This window comes from Halobellus salinus (assembly GCF_014646875.1).
GTDB lineage: Archaea > Halobacteriota > Halobacteria > Halobacteriales > Haloferacaceae > Haloquadratum > Haloquadratum salinum.
The window spans coordinates 14333-32828 of sequence record NZ_BMOC01000022.1 but is presented as its reverse complement, the minus strand read 5'-3'; the positions used below and the strand labels follow the sequence as shown (position 1 = coordinate 32828).

Genomic DNA, 18496 nt, shown 5'->3' with positions numbered 1-18496 from the left:
GGTAGATACAGGATTTTCGTTCGGATTCATCGATCCTAGCACCGACTCGGTTTGTGGGTAAGAGACAGTGCTTTAGCGCGCGGATGAGTCCGACACTGCCTCTCACTCCACGCCCGGGGCCCGACCGTCGGGCGTCGGGAGCGCGCGGAGCGACCGCGGTGGGACCAGGAAGTTCCCCCGGCGCTTGGTGAAGATGTACTCGAGGATCCCGTTGTTCACCCGCTGTCGGATCGCGGGCTCGTCGGTGAGGTCGGTCCCGTTCATGGCTTTCCGGACCTCCTCGAACGTCGTGATCTCCCGCTGAAGACTCGGGAAGTGGAGGCTCGCCTCGTCGTCGTCGGTCGACTCGAAGTGTCGCCTGAGCGTCCGGACCCGCCCCTCGTCGTCGCGGTTGGCGCGGGCGGCCTTCTGGGCGTGACCGACGCGGGCGAACTCGCGGGCGTGGTCGCGGATCGAATCGGCGATCTCCGGGGTCACCCCGTTGTCGTCGCCGAGGTTCTCCCCGACGCCCTCGACCAACCCCCGGTCGGCGTGGGCCGGCGAGAACAGCTCCGCGACCCGCTGGTCGTACGACTGCTCGTCGTACCAGTCGTCCAGCCGCATCCGGAGGTTCGAGACGTGTTTGGTGGTCCCGCCCGAGAAGGGCCCGCCGGCGAGCGTAACGTAGTCTTCGGTGGCCTGGTTCTGCCGGAACCCCGCGATGAACCCCATGAACAGCGGGGACTCTTCGGGGACAGGGTTCGACGAGGGGATCCCGGCCAGGCCGTTCTGCCGCTCGGCGGGCATCCCCGCGCCGACGAACCCCGTCCGGCGGTCTGCGATCTCAACGGTGTCGGTGAGGGGTTGTTCCATCGAAACGCCGTTGACTGTCGCCTCCGCCCCGGTGAGCGCCGCCTCAGCCGCGAGTACGACCGCCGCGCGGTCGGACGCGAGGTGTATCATCGCGTCCTGCCGGTCGAACGTGGGCGACTCGAACGGCGACAGCCGGCGTGGCTCCGGGAGGTCGATCGACGCCGGCAGCGACGCGTCGTACCGACCGAAGTACCGCGGCGAGTACCCAATCGAAAACAGGAGTCCGTCGTGGCTCCGCTCGTACGCCCGCTCGAGCGTCCGGAGGACAGCCGCCACCGACTCGCGGTCCGAACCGTCGGGCGGCCCCGACCCGGGGAGCGTGAGGTACAGCAGCACCTGGTGCCGCGGGAGGAGCGTGTTGCCGTGGTCGTCGGTCCGGACGCGATCGTTCCAGGCGTGCTGCCGTTCGGTGAGCACCGAGAGGTCGTCGGGGCCCGTCGGCACGGGATCGTCGTCCTCAGTCGCCTCCAGACACGCCGACAGCGCCGATACACCGCCGGCCGCAACGGCGGCTTTCAGCACCTCCCGGCGCGAGGCGTCGGCTCCGCCATCGTCCATACCGACTGATAGCGCGTAGACGGTGAAATGGGTTCTGTTCGCGTGGCTGCCTTGGTGCGGCCCCCGGCTCCCACCGCCCGAAGCGACGCGGCTATGTCCCCCGAGGCCTAGTTTCGTGGTGTGATTGGCGGGACACGGCTCCGACTCGCTGTCGGCGTGTGGGGCGTGCTGGTCTCGCAGGTGTTCCTCTACCCCGGGGTTGAGGACATCGTCGTCGCGCTCGGCGGTGGCGCGACGGTGCGCGCCGGCATGTGGTTCCTGGTCGCGGAGTTCGCTGCGTTCGTCGCGTTCGCGAGCGTGTGGGGTGCGGCGAGCGACGCTCTCGGCCGGCGGATGCCGCTTGCGGCGGCGGGAGCGTTCGGGGGCGCGGCCGGCTACCTCGTGCTCGCCGCCACACCTGCCTTCGGTGCCCCATTCGCCGGCGTCCTCGTCGTCCGTGTCGTCGGGGGCGCCGCCACCATCGGGGCGTTCTCGCTGTCGATCACCGCCCTGGCCGACCTCGCCGGCGGCAACGGCCGGAACATGGGTGCCGCCGGGATCGCGATCGGACTCGGCGCGGCGCTGGGGTCGGTGGTGGGTGGTCGGCTGGCGGACGCCGACCCCTTCTACCCAGTGTACGCCGCGGCGGCGACGCTTGCGGCCGTCGGCCTGCTGTTTCTGACGGTATCGGAGGCCGAAATCGATGCTGACCCGCGCCGCCTCGGCGATGCACTCGGTGGACTCCGTCGACAGCCCGCGCTCACGGTTCCTTACGCGTTCGGATTCATCGACCGGATGACGGCGGGGTTTTTCGCTCTGGTTGGCGTCTTCTACTTCCGGACGACGTTCGGGCTGGACGCCGCGGGTGCGGGGCTGGCGCTCGCGGCCTTTTTTCTGCCGTTCGCGCTTCTGCAGTACCCCGCGGGGATGCTGTCGGACCGAATCGGGCGGGCGATCCCGGTGGTTGCGGGGTCGATCTGCTACGGACTCGGCATCGTCGCCGTCGGGGTCGCGCCCGTGCTGTGGGTCGCGGTCGCGGCGATGGTCGCGGTCGGCGCGCTCGGGGCGTTGGTCGCGCCCGCGACGATGGCGCTCGTCACCGACGTCGCGACGCCGGAAACCCGCGGCGCGGCGCTCGGCGGGTTCAACGTCTTCGGTAGTCTGGGCTTCCTCGCGGGGTTTTTGCTCGGCGGGCTCACCACCTCAACCGCCGGCTACCTCGCGGCGTTTCTCGCCGTCGGGCTCTCGGAGGTCGCGATCGCACTCGCGGCCGCGCGAGCCGTGTGGCGGCTCTCCGGCGGCTCCGAGGAACGCGGTCGCTCGGTGGTGCGGCCGGCGGAGTGAGTCGGGGACAACGGCCGGGGCCGAACCAGGTGGCTTCGTTCAACAACCCATTCGGTGATTGATCCCGGCGGCCGTAGCTCATAGACGGCGCAGACACCTCCTACTCCGGAGCGTATTCCTCGTGTATCCGATCCATACGCGCCGCCATGACGAAGTCGGTCTTGTGGAGTCCGTCGATCTTGTGCGTCCACATCTCGACTCGAACCTCGCCCCATTCCAGCCGGATGTCCGGGTGGTGCCACTCCTCTTCGGCAAGCTCACCGATCTCGTACGTGAACTCGAGTGCATCGCGGAAGTCCTCGAGCGAATACGCTCCGTCGAGGTGATGATCGTCGATGACTTCCCAGACATCAGTATCGATTTCAGTCAGGTACTCGGCGTACTCCGCCTCTGTGAGCGGTTCGTCCTCTGATGTACAGGCCACACATTCCTCGTCGGCAAGCGTTGATGCCATATTCATACGTTCGACGGGCTCGATACTTGTGTGTTCACTCGTGTCACCTGAAGTAGGGGTTGAACACAGCCAACCAGCGCTACTCGGGACCGCACCCACGTCAGGGCGGCGCTACTCGGGACCGCACCCACGTCAGGGCGGCGCTACTCGTGACCCGACACCCGCACCGGCTGGTACGGCGCCTCCAGGTACTCCATCTCCGAACCCGTGAGCTCAATCGAGAGCGCCTCCACGGCGTCCTCGAGGTGTTCGACGCTCGTGGTGCCCACGATTGGGGCGTCCACGGTGTCGGACTCGAACAGCCACGCCAACCCGATCTGGGCCATCTTCACGCCCCTCTCGGCGGCGATTTCCTGCACGCGTTCGTTGACCTCGCGGCCGCCACTCTCCAGATACGGGTGTTCGAAGGCGTAGTCGTCGGTCTCGCCGCGAGTCGTCGCTTCCGCGTCCTCGTGTGGACGCGCGAGTCGACCTCGCGCCAGCGGCGACCACGGGATGACGCCTACCCCCTGCTTGTCGCACAGCGGCAGCATCTCGCGTTCCTCCTCCCGGTAGAGCAGGTTGTAGTGGTTCTGCATCGTGGAGAAGGGCGTGAGCCCCTCGCGGTCGGCGACGTGCTGTGCCTCGGCGAACTGGTGGGCCCACATGGACGACGCGCCGAGGTATCTGGTCTTCCCGCGGTCGACGGCGGCGTCGAGCGCCCGCATCGTCCGCTCGATCGGGGTGTCGTCGTCCCACCGGTGGATCTGGAGGAGATCAAGCGAATCCATTCCGAGCCGATCCAGGGAGTTGTCGAGTTCCTGCTCGATCGCCTTCCGCGACAGCCCTCCGGAGTTGGGGTCGTCGTCGTCCATCTGGAAGTACACCTTCGACGCGACCACGAACTCGTCGCGGTCGCGATCGGAGAGCGCGTCACCGAGCACCCGCTCGGACCCGCCGCGGGAGTACATGTTTGCGGTGTCGAAGAAGTTCACGCCGAGTTCGATCGCGCGGTCGACCAGTTCCCTGCCGGCCGCCTCGTCGAGCACCCACTCCCGCCAGTCGTTGTCGCCGAAGCTCATACACCCGAGGCAGATCTTCGAGACCGTGGTGCCGGTGTCGCCCAGTGTGGTGTACTCCATACCGTCAGCCACACCACCGGTGGGTAAAAACCCATGCCGCGTCGGATCTCGGGGATTTATGTCGATCGTCGTACCACATCCGCTGTGAGTTGTCCCCTCCGGTGATTCAGTATGTCACGCCAACGCTATCGAGTGGTCGCCGCCCTCCTCGCCGTCCTCGTGGTCGTCGGCGGCCTTCCGGCAGTCACAGTCGCACAGCAGTCCGACACGGACGGATCGCAGCCCTCCGGCGCAGTTGTCCGGATTGACGAGAACGAGACGTTCGACGGCACGCTCGACGCCACCGCGGGCGCGGTCGTCATAGCTGGGACGGTCAACGGCGACGTCTCCGCGACCGCCGGGTCGGTTCTCGTGACCGACTCCGGTCGGGTGACGGGCGATCTCAACGCCACCGCCGGCAGCGTCCTCCTCGAAGGAACGGTCGACGGCGACGTGACCGTCGCGTCCGCGGCGTTGGAGCTCCGCGAGCGGTCGACTGTCGGCGGCGGCCTCGACGCCGGCGTCGCGGACGCCCGTCTCGCGGGATCGATCGACGGCGACGCCGCTGTCGACGCTACGACCCTCGATGTCACCCCGACGGCCGCCATCGGTGGGTCGCTGACGTACCACTCGGAGGACGCGACGATCGCCGACGGGGCGAGCATCGCCGGCGGGGCGACCGCCACCGCCGACCTCGACGTCGCCAGTCCCGGCGGTCCCGGCGGCGACGCGGAACTGCCGACGCTCCCGCCGTGGGTCGGCGCGGTCTACTCCGGGTTGTCGAGTCTCCTGCTCGGCGCAATCCTGCTTCTGGCGGTGCCGAACGTCAGCCGCCGGGTCGGCGAGGTGGGGACGACACAACCGCTCCGGAGCGGCGGCGTCGGGCTTTTGACACTCGTCGGCACACCGGTCGCGCTCCTGATCTTGGGCCTGACGATCGTGGGGATTCCCCTGTCGCTCGTGGGCGTTCTCGTCTTTGGCGCCGTTGTCTTCGCGGCGACGGTGTACGGCGCCGTTGTGCTCGGGACGTGGCTGCTGTCGCTCGGTGACTACCGGAACCGGTGGGCGGCGCTCGCGGTCGGGATCGTCGCCGTCGCGCTCGTTCGACAGATCCCCGTTGTCGGTGGGTTGGCCCGGTTCGCCGTCCTCCTCCTCGGGTTGGGGGCGCTCGCTACCGCGCTCTACGAACTCCGTGGCGACGGCGACGACGGCGACGACGGCGACGACGGCGACGACGGCGGTGCCGACCCGGAGGCCCCCGCGGCGTAGGGGTATCACCGATCGGGCGGCCACCCGTGGTACGTCGTAGGGAGTCGCCCGCGTCGGGTCGCGGTCGCTCAGCACGTCGGCGCGGGACCGGGGAGTGCCGACTGTTCGCCCCGACAAAACCCGCGCGGCGGCCGTCGTCGCCTCAGTGTGCCCTACCTTCTTTATCGCCCGCCGCCTCGCCTCGGTATGTACGCTGCAGATCGGACGTGGCCCGAGCTCGGAGACTACGTCGCCGAGGAGTCGGTCGCGGTCGTCCCGCTCGGCTCAACCGAACAGCACGGCCCGCACCTCCCGCTGGCCACCGACCACCTCATCGCCGAGGGACTGGCCCGCGAGGCAGCAGACCGCGGTGGATTCCTCTGTACCCCCACGGTGAACGTCGGCGTCAGCCCGCACCACCGGCAGTTCCACGGCACGATGTGGGTTGACGCACCGGTCTTCCGCGACTACATCGAGTCGCTGACCCGGAACCTCACGTATCACGGGATCGACCGGGTGGTCTTCGTCAACGCCCACGGCGGCAACGTCGAGCACCTCCGCGAGGTCGGGCGCCGCCTCCGCGACGACGGGACACTCTACGCGGTCGAGTGGACATAACTCATTTTGTAGAGAAAATTTTTATATTGTTTTCCCGTGTAACGCATTTCTGCAATGTCGGACGAATATGAGATGTTAACAGTAAGAATATCCAAAGAAAAGAAGAAAAGATGGAAAGATTATGTTGAGGAAAGCAATCAGCCTACGCTGTCACAGTTGGTACGCATCGCCACTGAGAGAGAAATTGCTCGCGAGAATCCGCTTGAAAAAGGAGATCCCAAATCAAAGGAACCAGCACCTGAAGTGACCAACAAGCTAGAACAAATATCTCATAAACTCCAGTCTGTAGACCGGCGGCTATCTGCCATCGAATCAGAACGTTACGGTGATGAGGATCTCACAACGTTAGCTACGGAAATTTACCGTATTCTCCCGAATTCCATTGCAGAGATCCAAAGCGCCATAGCGCAGAACGAGGATACATCTTCAGTCAGTGGACCTCAGTCTAGCGGTGAATATATGATAGAAGCAATGGGAGATGATAGTCAAGAAACTGCTTCTGCGTCGCAAAGTCACGATCCATCTGAAAATCTTGCTTGTACCGGCTCGATAGCTAATATTGCTGCGATGCTTGATGCAGATGAAGAAGCCGTACAATTAGCTGTCAAAAGATTACAGAGTACTACCCACTCTGTAAGTTCAACTGAGTCGGAAGCAGGAACGACGCAGTACTACAAAAACAACTGATTCCTATGCTTAGGTCAGCAGAAGCCTTCATCCGTGAGTGTCAAGAGTGTGATTATGCCGAATCGACTATCCAGGGCCATACACGCTCGCTGGACTTATTCTCTACCTGGTGTGAAAGTCAGGGGCTTTCTGTAGAGGAGTTTCGTCCGGAGCAGATACGGGAACTTATTAAATGGATCAAGCAAGATAACTCAGCATCCTACGGTAAGATCCGATCAGAGATATTCCGAAGCTTAGAAAAATATTTCGAGTATCTGATCGAAGAAGACCGGGTAGACCAAAATCCGTGTGAGGAGATAGATATTGTCGACTGCATCATCCTCAATGATGCGTCACGATATCTCCAACGAATTCGCGCTACAAAAGCTGATGGCACGGTTCAAAACCGAGAACTCGGGTTAATCCAGTTCACAGAATGGTTTGAAAACCAGCGGGAGGATACTCTTGAAGAATTCACTCCGCTGAGATTGGAGGACTATGCCGTATACCTCTCTCGGAAAGGCTACGGCGATACGACAATTAAAGACAAGTTCGCAACCGTCTCAACTCTATACACGTTTTTACACGAAAAACAAGAATCCATTGAGCAGAACCCTGTAAAGGATGTCAATCTTGACGACGCAGACATTGTTGACTACCAGAATCCGACGAGGCAGAGCGATAAACTCGCGGAAGACACTATCTATCTAACAAAAGAAGAGAAGGAAGCGATCAAAGACAACTGCCCGGGTCCAAAGCTCAGAAATGAGCTTCTCATTGAATTTCTGTGGCAGACAGGACTTCGCCGGAAAGAAGCCGCGGATGTAACGTTGAACAATATTGACAGAGACAAACGAGAAATAAAGATTCGAGGAAAGAACAGCAAGAGTAGAGATGTTTTCTACCAGCCATCTTTGGATACATTGCTTGGTATATGGATTGACGGCGGTTACAGAAGTAGTTACAATTCCGCAGAAACCTCAGACCATCTCTTTGTATCAGAGAGAAGTGGCCGCCTAAATCCTCACCAGATCAACCAGATCATTGTGAAGTCAGCGAAGAACGCAGGAATCCAACGAGAAATGTATACTGATGGAAACGGACAAAGTAGGTACAAAATCACTGCCCACACTCTAAGACACGGATTTGCAGTTCAATCTCTAAAAAATGGAATAGATATCAAGACCCTAGCCGACATTATGGGTCACGATAGTCTAGATACTACGAAAGAATATCTCGACTTGATTACTGCCGACCTTCGAGAGCGCTACCGGCAGTACGGCCCCGGAGGAACTGCTGAATGAGCCAATGTGCGGTGAAAGAGTAAACGACCCAAGGCACAGGTGTTCAGCCTGTGGTGAAGTCAAGCCAAATTTAGTAGCACATCACGTTTCATATAAGCAGAATATCCGTGTACCAGTGTGTCAGTCTTGTCATCCGAAGATCCACCTGACGGATCAATATCCTGAACTAAAGCCCGAGTTAACAAGGAAAGAGGCAAAACAGCGCGGACTGATCGATTGAAATACGGGCTTCCATAGATTGAAGAGAGCGCCATTCATCAATCCATAATATGTATATTGCTGATGAAACCTGGCCGGAACTTGGGGATTACCTTGAGGATGAATCAATAGCCCTTGTTCCATTGGGCTCAACCGAGCAACACGGACCTCATCTTCCATTGGCAACAGATCATATTATAGCAGAGGCCTACGCACGAGAAGCAGCTGAAAGAACTGGCTATCTCTGTACTCCTACTATCAACATCGGAGTAAGCCCTCATCATAGGCAGTTTCACGGAACAATGTGGGTTGATGCACCTACATTCAGGAACTATGTTGAATCCTTTACTCGGAACCTTGCCTATCACGGAATTGATCGAGTGATCTACGTGAATGCCCACGGAGGGAATGTTGAACATCTGCGAGAGGTGGGTCGGCATCTTCGTGATGAAGAGGTGCTATATGCGATTGAGTGGATGTGGAATGATAGTATCCCAGATCTTGTCGATGACTTATTCGACCAGAATGGCCCTCACGGTGGTCCAAAAGAAACAGCGATGATTCAACATCTAAGGCCAGAACTGGTTCGCGAAGACCGTCTTGAAGATGCCCGAGATGGGGGGCTGAAAAGTATTGATGAAGCAGAAACAACAAAATTTGGAGCACGAACATTCTACGATGCTGCCGATAATACTGATAACGGAGTCCTTGGAGACCAGACTGATGCAACAGCCGAAAAAGGAGAGCAAATGTTTGAGGAAGCGACAGCACAATTAGTCAAGCTCTGTGAGTGGTTAGATTCTCAAGATTTCCAGGATCTAATGCCAAAGAAACACGTTTGAATAATCTATAGTGGTATCTTATATCCTATTTTGAATAGAATTTAAATACCAAATCACCGTCTACGTCTGCTGAACCGGCGTAATTATCGCAATACAGCCGGTTCCTGAAGGGAGATTTCGCTATGACAGAAAACTCAGCAGACGAGAGTCTCTCCAGCCGATCTTGTGACCGCTGTGGTTCCTGGTCGGCTGTCGGAGTCGAGTACTGTGAACAGTATCGAGTACCGGACGAATATGAGCGTCTCTGTCGAGACTGCGCGAAGGAGACGAACACCCACTCGGCGGAGGAGATGAGCGATAAGGAACTCATCGCTGCTATCGTCGACGACAGTATTGGCTACGCAAGTCCGGCCCACGCAGCAAAGCACGTCAAGGACTTCAGGCAAGACGGCTCTGCTGCCTACTGTGAGAGAGGGGCTGCGGTGTTCAACCGAGATCTTGATTCTCTCATCGAATCAGCCCGAGGGCACTGGGTTTCTATAGAGCAAGGTAACCCGGAGAAGGCAGAGCAGTTACTCGAAACCGTAGAGCAGTGGCAAGAAGTCGAGGAACAAGAAGGGCCGATGGCGAGTATGGGAATTTCTGTCGTCTGGCCAACTCACGCCCCGACTGGAGGTAGTGGAGATGAATGACGTTACCTGCGGTCAGTGTGGCAGCAGATGGGAATTCTACTACCTGACCCACGAGTTGGATGGAGACAAGAAAGAAGACGTTCTCCGGGGTAACGGCTGTCCGGCCTGTTCGTGGGGGAGCAGTGATCGAGCCACTGGAGAGTACCAGCTCGAACGAGTCCAGTCGATCTCACGGAACACCGACCTCGATCCTATCAAGTACTCCAGCCTATGAGCACACGTTGTCAACTTCGATTCACCGACGAGAAGACAGACCGTGTGGCTCAGGTCTACCGTCACTCGGATGGGTATCCTGAAGGGATCATCCCGCTCTTGGAGCATCTCCAAGAACTACTCCACGCTACTGGGACTCATCGTGACTCAGGTTACGCAGCGGCTCAGTTCATCTTAATCGACAAACTCCGGTACATAGAGAGGACGTTCCGTTGTCAAGACGGACTCTACAGTGACCTACCAGACTCGGTTGAAGGAGTGCTCTCCCCCGAAAGTTGGGAGGATCTTGAGCGGACTCCATCATACTTGCTGGGTCACGGCGTTGAGGATCCATCGTGTGGGATCCACGGAGATGAAGAGTATCTCTACATTGTCGAACTCCCGAACAGAAGCCCGTTTGATGAGCCGAGTGACTGGCAAATCAAGATCAGCGAGCACTGTGGTTTCCCTCGTTGGGATGGACCAACTGAGGATGCTTTCGAGGTTGCTGACTGGCAGTTCGAGGGATCACTCGCTGACGCAGTCGAAAAGTGGGGAAAGGACGTATGAGAGAGGAAGAGCCGGACATCGAGATTCCAGACGGATGGACTGTCTCTCAGTACAAATTCAGTGGCAATTTCAAACTAATCGCTGAGTTTGAGCACAAAGAATCAGGTGCTGAAGTGCGCTGTATGCCGTACAAAACGTACTCTGATCAGCCTGGATTCTGCAATGCTCATCGTGTGATCCTAGTCGATCCAGATGATGGAGTCGAAGAGATCGCTGTGGGAATGGAGTTGGAGTATGTCGAAGACGCCGAGCACGCAGCGCTCGAAGCTATGAAAAAGTACTCTGAGGGGTTATAGATGATGTAGAACCACGTTTCGAGCCGATCCAGGGTAGTGGTTCCACGTTCACAACGTAGTACTAGGTCAAAGCCCTCCATATTTTCCTTTTTGCAGATCACTAGATTGGTGATAGAGCCCCTAATACGACCATTCCCATCTATTATTTCATAGACGAATCACCGAGAATTTACGGCCAAGCCACACGAAATACCTACACTATAGCTATCGGATTAGATCGTCAGTTGGCTTCAGAGAGTCAATTAGCTCTCTTGAACTGTCCACCTGATATAGACCGTCAGTATGTAGCCGTGAAAGACTGCCACACATCCACCGAATACTATTTACCAATAGAAAAAATTGGATCGAATATGTCTGAGGACCCTCTTAGCATAGTGAAGCAACAACTAAATGATGCTATCGAAGAAGTAGATGACAGCGAAGTGCGATTCAAGCTCCGAACAGCCAGTCAATATATTGATGTCGCTAACCAACAGAAAGCAGATCCGGCTGAAACAGCAGAAGGTGCCGGATCCGACGACTGATTAAGAGACACTACCGGATCTCGATTAAATACAGCGGCTCTCTACGCTCTATAACAGCTCAACTGTTCAGGGTAGCCGGTCAATACAACTTCAGTCGTATGATCTTAGAGTCGGACCCTTAGATACTCTCTCACCGCACATTACCTACTATCGCAGATTCAGATTCTACAGGCGAGAGGTTCAGATGCTGAACAAGCCACGTTCCCACGACAAGAGCGCCGATAGCTCCCATCAATACTCCCAGCACTGGAACGACCAGGAATAGTAGTCCAGCGAATCCAAGATCAAGTAACCCTATGAACACGGGATAGAGTGTTTGCTGAGTCATCTTGTATTCGTATAGGCGTAGGATCGTCAAAAACTCAGTCAATGCTCAAAGGGACGCTATACATACTCACGAGTGAATCCGAGCGGCGAGCCTCTGAATTTCAATCCGGCTCTGCACGTTGAACTGAGAGTATGATGTAGGCGATAGAAAAGATGGATGATTCCGACCACGGAATTTCCTGAGTAATATGCAAGACCAGTAGATATTTAACTTTCAGTCAAATTGTGTGCAACGAATATGGGCGAATCTTCCGAACACCCCCCAGAGTCAGAGAGATTTGATGAGTTTGTCGAGGTGGCTGTCGATGATAACGAGGTATTACGGGTGGAAATGGATGATGAAATGAAACTCTCGGCTGTTGATAGTGCTATTATCGCGGGCTTTCTGGAGGATATATGTGAAGACATTGACGAAGAACTACAAGACGAGTATGGGAAGGGCGTTGATGACATCCTCCGTGAGGACACAGATAATATTAAAGTCTCGCGGTATACTGGGGAATTGTCTCAGTGGAGGGAAGTGTCTTGACCCCAGCGGCGAGTTGCGGACCCTGGTCAATGGCGCGCGTAGAAGCAGGATTTTCATAAGTAACTGAACTCTGTACGTTCTACTATGACCGAGACATATATGACGTCGACAGCCGATGCTATCGTTCACGGATCTTCACCCTGAGGAGTGTGTATAAACTGCAGAGCCGGGTTTTCAACAAACCCAAACCACTCTTGCTGTTCTACGATTGTATCAGATGCAAATCTCCGAAGAACTCCCCTGGTTGTATCACGCTACTGTTGAGCAGCAAGAAGACTCATACGTGCTTGAGGCCCCCGGACAAGAAGTTCAGAACGGAGATCTCTCGCTTGAAGAGGTATACAAAGTAGCGCTGGTAGCAACCCCTTCAGACAAGACTGAATCCCCACGGGACTCATCAGGACGTGAGCAACCAGCTGACTCGGAGCCAAGCCCTCCCGTGGATGAGGGCGATATCAGAAGGGTCGAAACTGAAGGGGTAGGAGATCAAGGAGACGGGCTCGGTAAGATTGGAGGGGGTTATGTTGTGATAGTGCCAGATACGGAACCGGGAGATACAGTTACCGTGGAGATGGAGACTGTACGAGAGAACTTTGATATCGCGGAGGTCATTCAAGCCCATAGAGAGGACAACTGGAAGAAAGTATAGACACGGTTGCTGGGTTTTCGACTCGTAGGGCATTACGAACAGTACGCATTTCTAGGTATCAAGCTGTAAAGATATTCTTGAGCTCTAGTTGAATCACATAGACAGACGTTGATTTCTACTCCATTTGCCTGTTATTTTGACCACTCTCCTAAGTTTAGACTCCTAACAGAGATATTGGAAAGTGCTGAGATAACCGTTTAATATCTTCTATAATACGCTGAAACATAGCTGATCTCGGGGACAGAAACGCGTACCCACACGTCCGGTGGGGGGGTATACCATCCAATTAGTTTCAGTCTGGCACGCTGTTCGAGGTCCATAGCTTGAATGGGGAATGAAAATGTAAAAGATGCTTGTCACGTCCTCCTCACACCCCCCACCATCCCGTGTGCCACCGTGGGGTTAGAGGAAGATAAACGTTAACTAAGTTTATTTTACTTATAATTGTGTGAAATATACTCTATTGCCCACACAGGGCGTGTGGGGGTATGAGGAGTTTATACAAATTCTCTGACAACATCTCTTCACACGCCTATCCAGCCGTTGTAATTGTAGTTTAATCTGAGTCCTCTCTATTCTGTTCGACTCGATATACTGGTTTCTTACCATAGCTCGTCACCTCCTTCTCGTGTGTAATCATCTCGCTAAGAATTCCTCCAGTTTCAGTCAAATATTGTTCAATAGTACCCGCTGGTCGATCAAACCTATTTGCGAGGTTTTGCTTCGTCGCTCCACCATTGGTTATTATATACTTGAGCATCCGAGCCTGCAATTCAATCTTATCATTTCTTCTTTTGAGGTTTTCTTGACTCGTCTCCGCATAGGATAGCATCTCATTGTAGTGGGGATTATACTTCTCTTTGATTCGCGTTTTCAGCCAATCTATATCGTCTTGAGTCGGTTCGATATTCCCGTCCTCAATGTGACCTTCGAGTAAAGCTTTGCACGACAGCGTAACGTTCGTCTTGTTGAAAATTCTCGGAGATTCTTGATCGTACAGATTCACAAATTCATTCCGATATACATCTGAATTGACCGACTTGAATTCGCCAGTTAGGGCTACCTCGTCGAAGAGCTGCCGGAATCTCCGTTTGATCTCTTTCTCATCCTGACCTAACTGATCTTGATGTTCCCTCGCATCAGCAATATAGCCGCTCGGAGGATCGTTGAACACCGGCCACCACCGGTTGTAGAATGCCTTGTCGTATTCCTTCCAGAACGAACTCTCTTGATGAACAACTCCGATAATAACCGACTTTACAGGAAACTCTAACCTCATCTGGTTGTTGTCAGAGAGATAATCCCGGTCCTCAATATCCGACTTAGCGACAGAGACCATATCATTTCTAATGACGTTGTCCTCAAGCGCTTTGTAGAAGATGCCCTGAATTTGGCTGGAGTCCTCCATCGTCGTTAGAGTGTCCCACTCAATCTGAACGAGGTCGTTAGTAGTGAAAGACGGTGGATAGACATCCCCACTATCTCTGTCGGCACTCCCCATCAGTGCCCTCGGGGTAGACGAGTCTATCTGATCCCCAGATATAGTTTTAGGTAGAAAGTGGTCTATGAAATCGGAGACAATCTGTGATTTGAATGTCTCCGTGGGCCCAAAAATCAGCATATGTCGAGGCATCTTGACTTTATTTACCTCAACTCCGTAAGCCTGCTTGAGCTTCATTGAGGCAATCGAGAGCGCGAGTTCCTCGTATACGTGTCTAGCGGTTTTTGTGCCGTATCTACGTTCTCCTGCCTCTCCAACTAGCTCAAATAGGCTCTTCAGATCAGACAGATCAACTTCGGACTTTTCTTCGCTGGGCATAATTAGAGCAAGTATCTATGCTCATATAAAATTCAGTCGCGAGCTCCTCTTATTATACGTACAGGTCGTAGCTTACCGTCTCATATTCTTGATATCTGCTAAATCTATGGAAAGTAGTGATATTATTTGTACCAGTTATGTACCCTTCCAACTGAAGATCACCCCGCCGGTGATTGAACTCCATCACACGCCGCGTATGGCCATCGTGGTTGGATGATTGGGGAAAGGTTATCACTCTCGTATAATCCGTGTGAGGCCGAAATACGCCCGATATGTATACCGTATATTTGCCCATTGGATTGGGGCGATTGTTGGGACCCCTATTTTATCATAGAAGAAACATTTATCACCGCAAGTGACCAATCAACAGGTGTGATCGGGTATGACTACCTACAAATTAGACATTCCAGACAATAAGTGGATAGAATTCAAAGAAACCGTATCCCGAAACAAGACAATCAATGAAGTCATCGAGAACTATATCGACCAAAGAATCGAGGAGGAAGCAGAATGACTGGACTTGAAGACTACACAGACGACAGACAGAGCCAACAAAAGCAGACTCACATAACATTCTCGAACGTAGATCACCCAGATTCGAGAGGTGATTATGCTGAGGAAGAGAAGATGAGAAAGCACTATCAAGCTGCTAAATCCCTCAAAGACACTTCTGTCAATCGAAAGAGGATAGTCGGAGATTTCCTCGTAGCTGTTGATAAAGAAGTTACTCAGGGTAATGAGGGAGCCATCGAGGAGTTATTTGAGGGCTTCTCAGGCTAACCCCACACCTGGGACCTGACGCTTAGCAAGATGGTTTAGCCCGCGCTGGCGCATTATTGACAGTTCGATTCTGTCAAGCGGGCTTCCGCCCTGCTGGAGGCATTGTATCCAGCGATTCAAGCAGGCAGACAAACGACCAACGGAGAATTTAGAGAAATGACAACCGACGCAAACAGCGAAAGTGACGAGCTAGAAGAACCGAAGACGACTAGGATTACGTTCCATAATCCCGAAGCTAAGGAAATTCCTGAGGTATACAGACGGGATCAAGCCGCTAGAAAACATTTTGAGGCCGCTCTGTATATAAAAAGAAAGCTTTCTACTCACCGGATTCCATTCTTTGGAAAGCTTATTGCTGCAGCAGTTAAATGCAAAAAAGAAAATCATCCCACGGATCTAATAAGACTTTGTAATATATTGACCGATCAAGAAGTAGAAGTCGTACGAAGTAAGAATATCGAGCTGAAAGAGAATTAAAAATAACAATTTAGAACTTATATCCTCAGATGGGAATTGAACACTTTCTAGACTCTGAAACAGGAGCAGAGTCGCAAGATTCTGAAAACGAAACAGAAGCACAGGACTCCGGGGGGAACACGGAAGCACAGAACTCTGAGACGGAACCTAATAGACAGAGTTCCGATGGTCTTGAGAATCTTATAAACGAATTAAAAGGTTCAGAGGAATTTCTCAAAGACCTCGAAGACAAGCCGTACTCTCCGTGGATATCCAAGGATGGAACACTTACTATGTTTGAGCTAGAGCCTCACTATGTAAAAGAGAATATCTCAACGGATCTAAAGGACGAGGCGAAAGAGCGCGGCCTGCTGTTCTTTGATTGTGAGAAGGAAGTCATCGTCTTCACTGGAGAATTCACCGAGTATTACAATAAGATTGATGCGATGGGTCTGGACTGGTGCATTAAAAGAGAACAACGAGAAATGCAGAGACTCTGTTACTAATCCTTCCTACGCCTCCAAATCATCATACCGGTTAACCATATGAAAGCCAAGAGCCCGCTAGAATCTCAACAGGACGTATACGACAGAGTCAAGAAAACAATATCTGACAGCATTGAGAACAAACTCGACTGTGTAATCAAGGCTCCCCCTTCTTCAGGCAAATCATACAGCAGTGCTCAGGTCATTGCTGACAAAGGGATTCACGCAGCGTACTTCACTGCTCGTCGAGATCTCTACGGAGAGTTCAAACAGTGGTGTGAGGACCGAGGACTGACAGTGAAGATACTCCCCTCAATGCCGGAGGATTGCGACAGCTATGACTCAGACGAAGGCAACTCTGCTCCGAGCAAAGCGCACAAACTGTATCATAGGGGAATCTCACCTCAAACCATTCACCGGGAGACGGATGCTTGCCACTCAGCGTGTGAGTACGCTCGAAAGCTTCCAGAGCTGGAAGGAGAGTACAAGAAAGACATCCCACTCAGCAAGTACGATGTCCTCATAGGCCACACAAAACACTCTCACGTAGAGCCCTTCGTCCGAGACCGGACTGTATTCTTCGATGATATATCAAAACAAGCGTTCATCAAAGAGCACGAGGTTAACGAATCCAAGCTGACTGCTATCTTACAGAATGACTCCTTCCCTTGCAATTCTGTTGACTCTCTCTACGAGGCTAGAGGCTCAGAAAGAGTCCGACAGAGAGCAATTGATGCTCTGAATGATCTAGAGTTTGAACTACGGACAGACGAAGGCTCGACCACACATTCCGATGCTGTGAAGATCGTTGAGACGATTTTGAAATCAGAAGATCTGGGCAACGGGTTTGCTGTCTATGGCTACGGAGATACTGACGGTTCAGATAGAGAGGATTATATCGGAGTAAAAGACGGAGATGGCAGCGTGTATCTACTGAATAGGCCTGGATTTGGGGGAAACAAACCCAGGATCTCTCCTAATACCATCATCGTTCTCAACGGCTATCCGGTCGAGCACGAAAATATATCATCTCCTGTATGGCTGAACTGGAGGTTAGGAGTACACACTGAACTCGTTGAACCTCTATCTCTTGCAGAACGACAGAAATACTACTCTGAAATTATGGGTTTGTCTGTCATCCAGACCTCTGAGAACGTGAAGCCATACTCATCCGGTGAATACGTCACCAAGGGAGCTGACAGGAAGCTGATCAGGATAGTGGATAAAAATCACGACAAGGATATTCCGATAATCAGTACGAAGAAAGCTCTTGATCTATACGACGAGGACGAGCTGCCAATTAGCTCTAAAATGAACTTTGCTAACGTCGAGTCAAATAATCAGTTCAAAAACGAAGACGTTGGAGTCGTTCTTGGGAGTCCTGAATGGAGGATCCATCATCAAGCTAAGCTCATTGGAGCCTTTATGAACCAGTCCATCGAGTGGGATGGTCAGAAAGGGACTGACAAGTCATTTGGAGACGTTGGAGATCCAATTATGAGGGCTTTCAGGGATGATCTAGTAGGACAGGCTATCCTTAGATTCGGGAGGGATGAGTCAATTGATCAGAGTACAGTATATGTTCATACGGCTGCTATCCCTGACGACATCCCAGTTAGTAAAAAACCTGAAGAGACAGTTGGTGGTTCCTATGTTTCTACTGAAAATCAGATACTCAGATATCTTCAGAGTGAGGGCATAGATGAGTTCGAAATAAACGATATAAAAGATGAGATTGAAGCGAGTAGAAGCAGTATCAGCAAAGAATTAAAAAAGAGTGATAGGTTTGAGTTGATTGAGGAAGGAAGCGGACCAATCCCGGGAGTGTGGGGGTAGAGCCTGATATATAAAAATATTATCAGGAAACCCATAGAGAATTCATTCTGTGATTCCTAATAATCAGTTGACAATATCCGGGATAGGTGATTTTCTGAGGGACCTAACGCCTGAGGTGCTGCCCCCACACGACGGACCCGATCTGGATAGATACTGATTCTCCGTTAGTGCAACAGTACGCTCTTAACAAATCTTGAGAAAGAGTCCCACTCAAGACTCCAAAGGACCACCCAAGGCT

The 18496-nt window shown here is 53.8% G+C and carries 22 protein-coding genes and 1 pseudogene; 18 read left to right on the top strand and 5 right to left on the bottom strand.

Annotation, left to right across the window (positions count from 1 at the left end):
- Nucleotides 1-102: 102 nt before the first annotated feature.
- Nucleotides 103-1410: a DUF7405 family protein gene (locus IEX72_RS13525; RefSeq protein WP_188788241.1), complete on the bottom strand. Its 1308-nt coding sequence runs from the start codon at nucleotides 1408-1410 to the stop codon at nucleotides 103-105.
- Between the two features lie 120 nt (nucleotides 1411-1530).
- On the opposite strand from IEX72_RS13525, the gene IEX72_RS13520 reads away from it, so the two are divergent.
- Nucleotides 1531-2733: an MFS transporter gene (locus IEX72_RS13520; RefSeq protein ID WP_188788239.1), complete on the top strand. Its 1203-nt coding sequence runs from the start codon at nucleotides 1531-1533 to the stop codon at nucleotides 2731-2733.
- Between the two features lie 100 nt (nucleotides 2734-2833).
- On the opposite strand, the gene IEX72_RS13515 is transcribed toward IEX72_RS13520, so the two are convergent.
- Together IEX72_RS13515 and IEX72_RS13510 are read right to left on the bottom strand one after the other, a co-directional pair.
- Nucleotides 2834-3187 carry a 4a-hydroxytetrahydrobiopterin dehydratase gene (locus IEX72_RS13515; RefSeq protein ID WP_188788237.1) on the bottom strand — a complete coding sequence of 118 codons (354 nt, stop codon included), beginning with the start codon at nucleotides 3185-3187 and terminating at the stop codon, nucleotides 2834-2836.
- 143 nt (nucleotides 3188-3330) lie between these two features.
- Nucleotides 3331-4308 (bottom strand): aldo/keto reductase, encoded by a 978-nt coding sequence (locus tag IEX72_RS13510; RefSeq protein WP_188788235.1) that lies wholly within the window; start codon nucleotides 4306-4308, stop codon nucleotides 3331-3333.
- 111 nt (nucleotides 4309-4419) lie between these two features.
- Here IEX72_RS13510 and IEX72_RS13505 point away from each other — a divergent pair, with 111 nt between their 5' ends.
- The 10 genes and pseudogenes from IEX72_RS13505 to IEX72_RS13460 all read left to right on the top strand — a co-directional run bounded on the left by IEX72_RS13505 (nucleotide 4420) and on the right by IEX72_RS13460 (nucleotide 11377).
- Nucleotides 4420-5556: a bactofilin family protein gene (locus IEX72_RS13505; protein WP_188788233.1), complete on the top strand. Its 1137-nt coding sequence runs from the start codon at nucleotides 4420-4422 to the stop codon at nucleotides 5554-5556.
- A gap of 186 nt (nucleotides 5557-5742) precedes the next feature.
- Nucleotides 5743-6147, top strand: a pseudogene (locus IEX72_RS13500) (creatininase family protein); the annotation flags it as partial.
- 60 nt (nucleotides 6148-6207) lie between these two features.
- Nucleotides 6208-6840, top strand: coding sequence for a hypothetical protein (locus IEX72_RS13495; RefSeq protein WP_188788231.1), 633 nt, complete (start codon nucleotides 6208-6210; stop codon nucleotides 6838-6840).
- Nucleotides 6841-6845: 5 nt separating this feature from the next.
- Complete coding sequence (locus tag IEX72_RS13490) at nucleotides 6846-8123, top strand: tyrosine-type recombinase/integrase (RefSeq protein WP_188788229.1); 1278 nt, start codon at nucleotides 6846-6848, stop codon at nucleotides 8121-8123.
- 269 nt (nucleotides 8124-8392) lie between these two features.
- Nucleotides 8393-9163 (top strand): creatininase family protein, encoded by a 771-nt coding sequence (locus tag IEX72_RS13485; RefSeq protein WP_188788227.1) that lies wholly within the window; start codon nucleotides 8393-8395, stop codon nucleotides 9161-9163.
- A 290-nt stretch (nucleotides 9164-9453) separates the two neighbouring features.
- The gene (locus IEX72_RS13480) at nucleotides 9454-9795 is read left to right on the top strand and encodes a hypothetical protein (protein ID WP_188788225.1); all 342 of its coding nucleotides are present in this window, start codon (nucleotides 9454-9456) and stop codon (nucleotides 9793-9795) included.
- Nucleotides 9788-10009 carry a hypothetical protein gene (locus IEX72_RS13475; RefSeq protein ID WP_188788223.1) on the top strand — a complete coding sequence of 74 codons (222 nt, stop codon included), beginning with the start codon at nucleotides 9788-9790 and terminating at the stop codon, nucleotides 10007-10009. Before IEX72_RS13480 ends, IEX72_RS13475 begins: the two co-directional genes overlap by 8 nt.
- A complete protein-coding gene (locus IEX72_RS13470) occupies nucleotides 10006-10557 on the top strand; it encodes a hypothetical protein (protein WP_188788221.1) in 552 nt (183 codons plus the stop codon). The genes IEX72_RS13475 and IEX72_RS13470 overlap by 4 nt, the downstream gene beginning before the upstream one ends.
- Nucleotides 10554-10853: a hypothetical protein gene (locus IEX72_RS13465; RefSeq protein WP_188788219.1), complete on the top strand. Its 300-nt coding sequence runs from the start codon at nucleotides 10554-10556 to the stop codon at nucleotides 10851-10853. Before IEX72_RS13470 ends, IEX72_RS13465 begins: the two co-directional genes overlap by 4 nt.
- A 350-nt stretch (nucleotides 10854-11203) precedes the next feature.
- Nucleotides 11204-11377 carry a hypothetical protein gene (locus tag IEX72_RS13460; protein WP_188788217.1) on the top strand — a complete coding sequence of 58 codons (174 nt, stop codon included), beginning with the start codon at nucleotides 11204-11206 and terminating at the stop codon, nucleotides 11375-11377.
- Nucleotides 11378-11507: 130 nt separating this feature from the next.
- Here the strand turns inward: IEX72_RS13460 and IEX72_RS13455 are convergent, their stop codons facing one another.
- Nucleotides 11508-11705 (bottom strand): hypothetical protein, encoded by a 198-nt coding sequence (locus IEX72_RS13455; RefSeq protein WP_188788215.1) that lies wholly within the window; start codon nucleotides 11703-11705, stop codon nucleotides 11508-11510.
- A 237-nt stretch (nucleotides 11706-11942) separates the two neighbouring features.
- Between IEX72_RS13455 and IEX72_RS13450 the strand changes: the two genes are divergently transcribed.
- On the top strand, nucleotides 11943-12233 hold the full coding sequence (locus IEX72_RS13450) for a hypothetical protein (RefSeq protein WP_188788213.1): 291 nt from the start codon (nucleotides 11943-11945) through the stop codon (nucleotides 12231-12233).
- A gap of 217 nt (nucleotides 12234-12450) precedes the next feature.
- The gene (locus IEX72_RS13445; RefSeq protein WP_188788211.1) at nucleotides 12451-12882 is read left to right on the top strand and encodes a TRAM domain-containing protein; all 432 of its coding nucleotides are present in this window, start codon (nucleotides 12451-12453) and stop codon (nucleotides 12880-12882) included.
- A gap of 556 nt (nucleotides 12883-13438) precedes the next feature.
- On the opposite strand, the gene IEX72_RS13440 is transcribed toward IEX72_RS13445, so the two are convergent.
- Nucleotides 13439-14701: a hypothetical protein gene (locus IEX72_RS13440; RefSeq protein WP_188788209.1), complete on the bottom strand. Its 1263-nt coding sequence runs from the start codon at nucleotides 14699-14701 to the stop codon at nucleotides 13439-13441.
- A gap of 382 nt (nucleotides 14702-15083) precedes the next feature.
- Here IEX72_RS13440 and IEX72_RS15395 point away from each other — a divergent pair, with 382 nt between their 5' ends.
- The 5 genes from IEX72_RS15395 (at nucleotide 15084) to IEX72_RS13420 (ending at nucleotide 18258) form a co-directional block, all read left to right on the top strand.
- On the top strand, nucleotides 15084-15215 hold the full coding sequence (locus IEX72_RS15395; RefSeq protein WP_268238897.1) for a hypothetical protein: 132 nt from the start codon (nucleotides 15084-15086) through the stop codon (nucleotides 15213-15215).
- Nucleotides 15212-15481, top strand: coding sequence for a hypothetical protein (locus IEX72_RS13435; RefSeq protein ID WP_188788207.1), 270 nt, complete (start codon nucleotides 15212-15214; stop codon nucleotides 15479-15481). The genes IEX72_RS15395 and IEX72_RS13435 overlap by 4 nt, the downstream gene beginning before the upstream one ends.
- 156 nt (nucleotides 15482-15637) lie before the next feature.
- The gene (locus IEX72_RS13430) at nucleotides 15638-15958 is read left to right on the top strand and encodes a hypothetical protein (protein ID WP_188788205.1); all 321 of its coding nucleotides are present in this window, start codon (nucleotides 15638-15640) and stop codon (nucleotides 15956-15958) included.
- A 29-nt stretch (nucleotides 15959-15987) separates the two neighbouring features.
- Nucleotides 15988-16443, top strand: a complete 456-nt coding sequence (locus IEX72_RS13425; RefSeq protein WP_188788203.1) for a hypothetical protein — start codon at nucleotides 15988-15990, stop codon at nucleotides 16441-16443.
- A gap of 39 nt (nucleotides 16444-16482) precedes the next feature.
- The gene (locus IEX72_RS13420) at nucleotides 16483-18258 is read left to right on the top strand and encodes a hypothetical protein (protein ID WP_188788201.1); all 1776 of its coding nucleotides are present in this window, start codon (nucleotides 16483-16485) and stop codon (nucleotides 18256-18258) included.
- Nucleotides 18259-18496 lie beyond the last annotated feature (238 nt).

Excerpts from the sequence above, each read along its gene's own strand:
- IEX72_RS13490 (WP_188788229.1), top strand. The coding sequence starts at position 6,846 with ATGCTTAGGTCAGCAGAAGCCTTCATCCGTGAGTGTCAAGAGTGTGAT.
- IEX72_RS13445 (WP_188788211.1), top strand. The coding sequence starts at position 12,451 with ATGCAAATCTCCGAAGAACTCCCCTGGTTGTATCACGCTACTGTTGAG.
- IEX72_RS15395 (WP_268238897.1), top strand. The coding sequence starts at position 15,084 with ATGACTACCTACAAATTAGACATTCCAGACAATAAGTGGATAGAATTC.
- IEX72_RS13455 (WP_188788215.1), bottom strand. The coding sequence starts at position 11,705 with ATGACTCAGCAAACACTCTATCCCGTGTTCATAGGGTTACTTGATCTT.
- IEX72_RS13495 (WP_188788231.1), top strand. The coding sequence starts at position 6,208 with ATGTCGGACGAATATGAGATGTTAACAGTAAGAATATCCAAAGAAAAG.
- IEX72_RS13420 (WP_188788201.1), top strand. The coding sequence starts at position 16,483 with ATGAAAGCCAAGAGCCCGCTAGAATCTCAACAGGACGTATACGACAGA.
- IEX72_RS13460 (WP_188788217.1), top strand. The coding sequence starts at position 11,204 with ATGTCTGAGGACCCTCTTAGCATAGTGAAGCAACAACTAAATGATGCT.
- IEX72_RS13450 (WP_188788213.1), top strand. The coding sequence starts at position 11,943 with ATGGGCGAATCTTCCGAACACCCCCCAGAGTCAGAGAGATTTGATGAG.
- IEX72_RS13525 (WP_188788241.1), bottom strand. The coding sequence starts at position 1,410 with ATGGACGATGGCGGAGCCGACGCCTCGCGCCGGGAGGTGCTGAAAGCC.
- IEX72_RS13465 (WP_188788219.1), top strand. The coding sequence starts at position 10,554 with ATGAGAGAGGAAGAGCCGGACATCGAGATTCCAGACGGATGGACTGTC.
- IEX72_RS13440 (WP_188788209.1), bottom strand. The coding sequence starts at position 14,701 with ATGCCCAGCGAAGAAAAGTCCGAAGTTGATCTGTCTGATCTGAAGAGC.
- IEX72_RS13510 (WP_188788235.1), bottom strand. The coding sequence starts at position 4,308 with ATGGAGTACACCACACTGGGCGACACCGGCACCACGGTCTCGAAGATC.
- IEX72_RS13485 (WP_188788227.1), top strand. The coding sequence starts at position 8,393 with ATGTATATTGCTGATGAAACCTGGCCGGAACTTGGGGATTACCTTGAG.
- IEX72_RS13475 (WP_188788223.1), top strand. The coding sequence starts at position 9,788 with ATGAATGACGTTACCTGCGGTCAGTGTGGCAGCAGATGGGAATTCTAC.
- IEX72_RS13470 (WP_188788221.1), top strand. The coding sequence starts at position 10,006 with ATGAGCACACGTTGTCAACTTCGATTCACCGACGAGAAGACAGACCGT.
- IEX72_RS13515 (WP_188788237.1), bottom strand. The coding sequence starts at position 3,187 with ATGGCATCAACGCTTGCCGACGAGGAATGTGTGGCCTGTACATCAGAG.
- IEX72_RS13505 (WP_188788233.1), top strand. The coding sequence starts at position 4,420 with ATGTCACGCCAACGCTATCGAGTGGTCGCCGCCCTCCTCGCCGTCCTC.
- IEX72_RS13430 (WP_188788205.1), top strand. The coding sequence starts at position 15,638 with ATGACAACCGACGCAAACAGCGAAAGTGACGAGCTAGAAGAACCGAAG.
- IEX72_RS13425 (WP_188788203.1), top strand. The coding sequence starts at position 15,988 with ATGGGAATTGAACACTTTCTAGACTCTGAAACAGGAGCAGAGTCGCAA.
- IEX72_RS13435 (WP_188788207.1), top strand. The coding sequence starts at position 15,212 with ATGACTGGACTTGAAGACTACACAGACGACAGACAGAGCCAACAAAAG.
- IEX72_RS13480 (WP_188788225.1), top strand. The coding sequence starts at position 9,454 with ATGAGCGATAAGGAACTCATCGCTGCTATCGTCGACGACAGTATTGGC.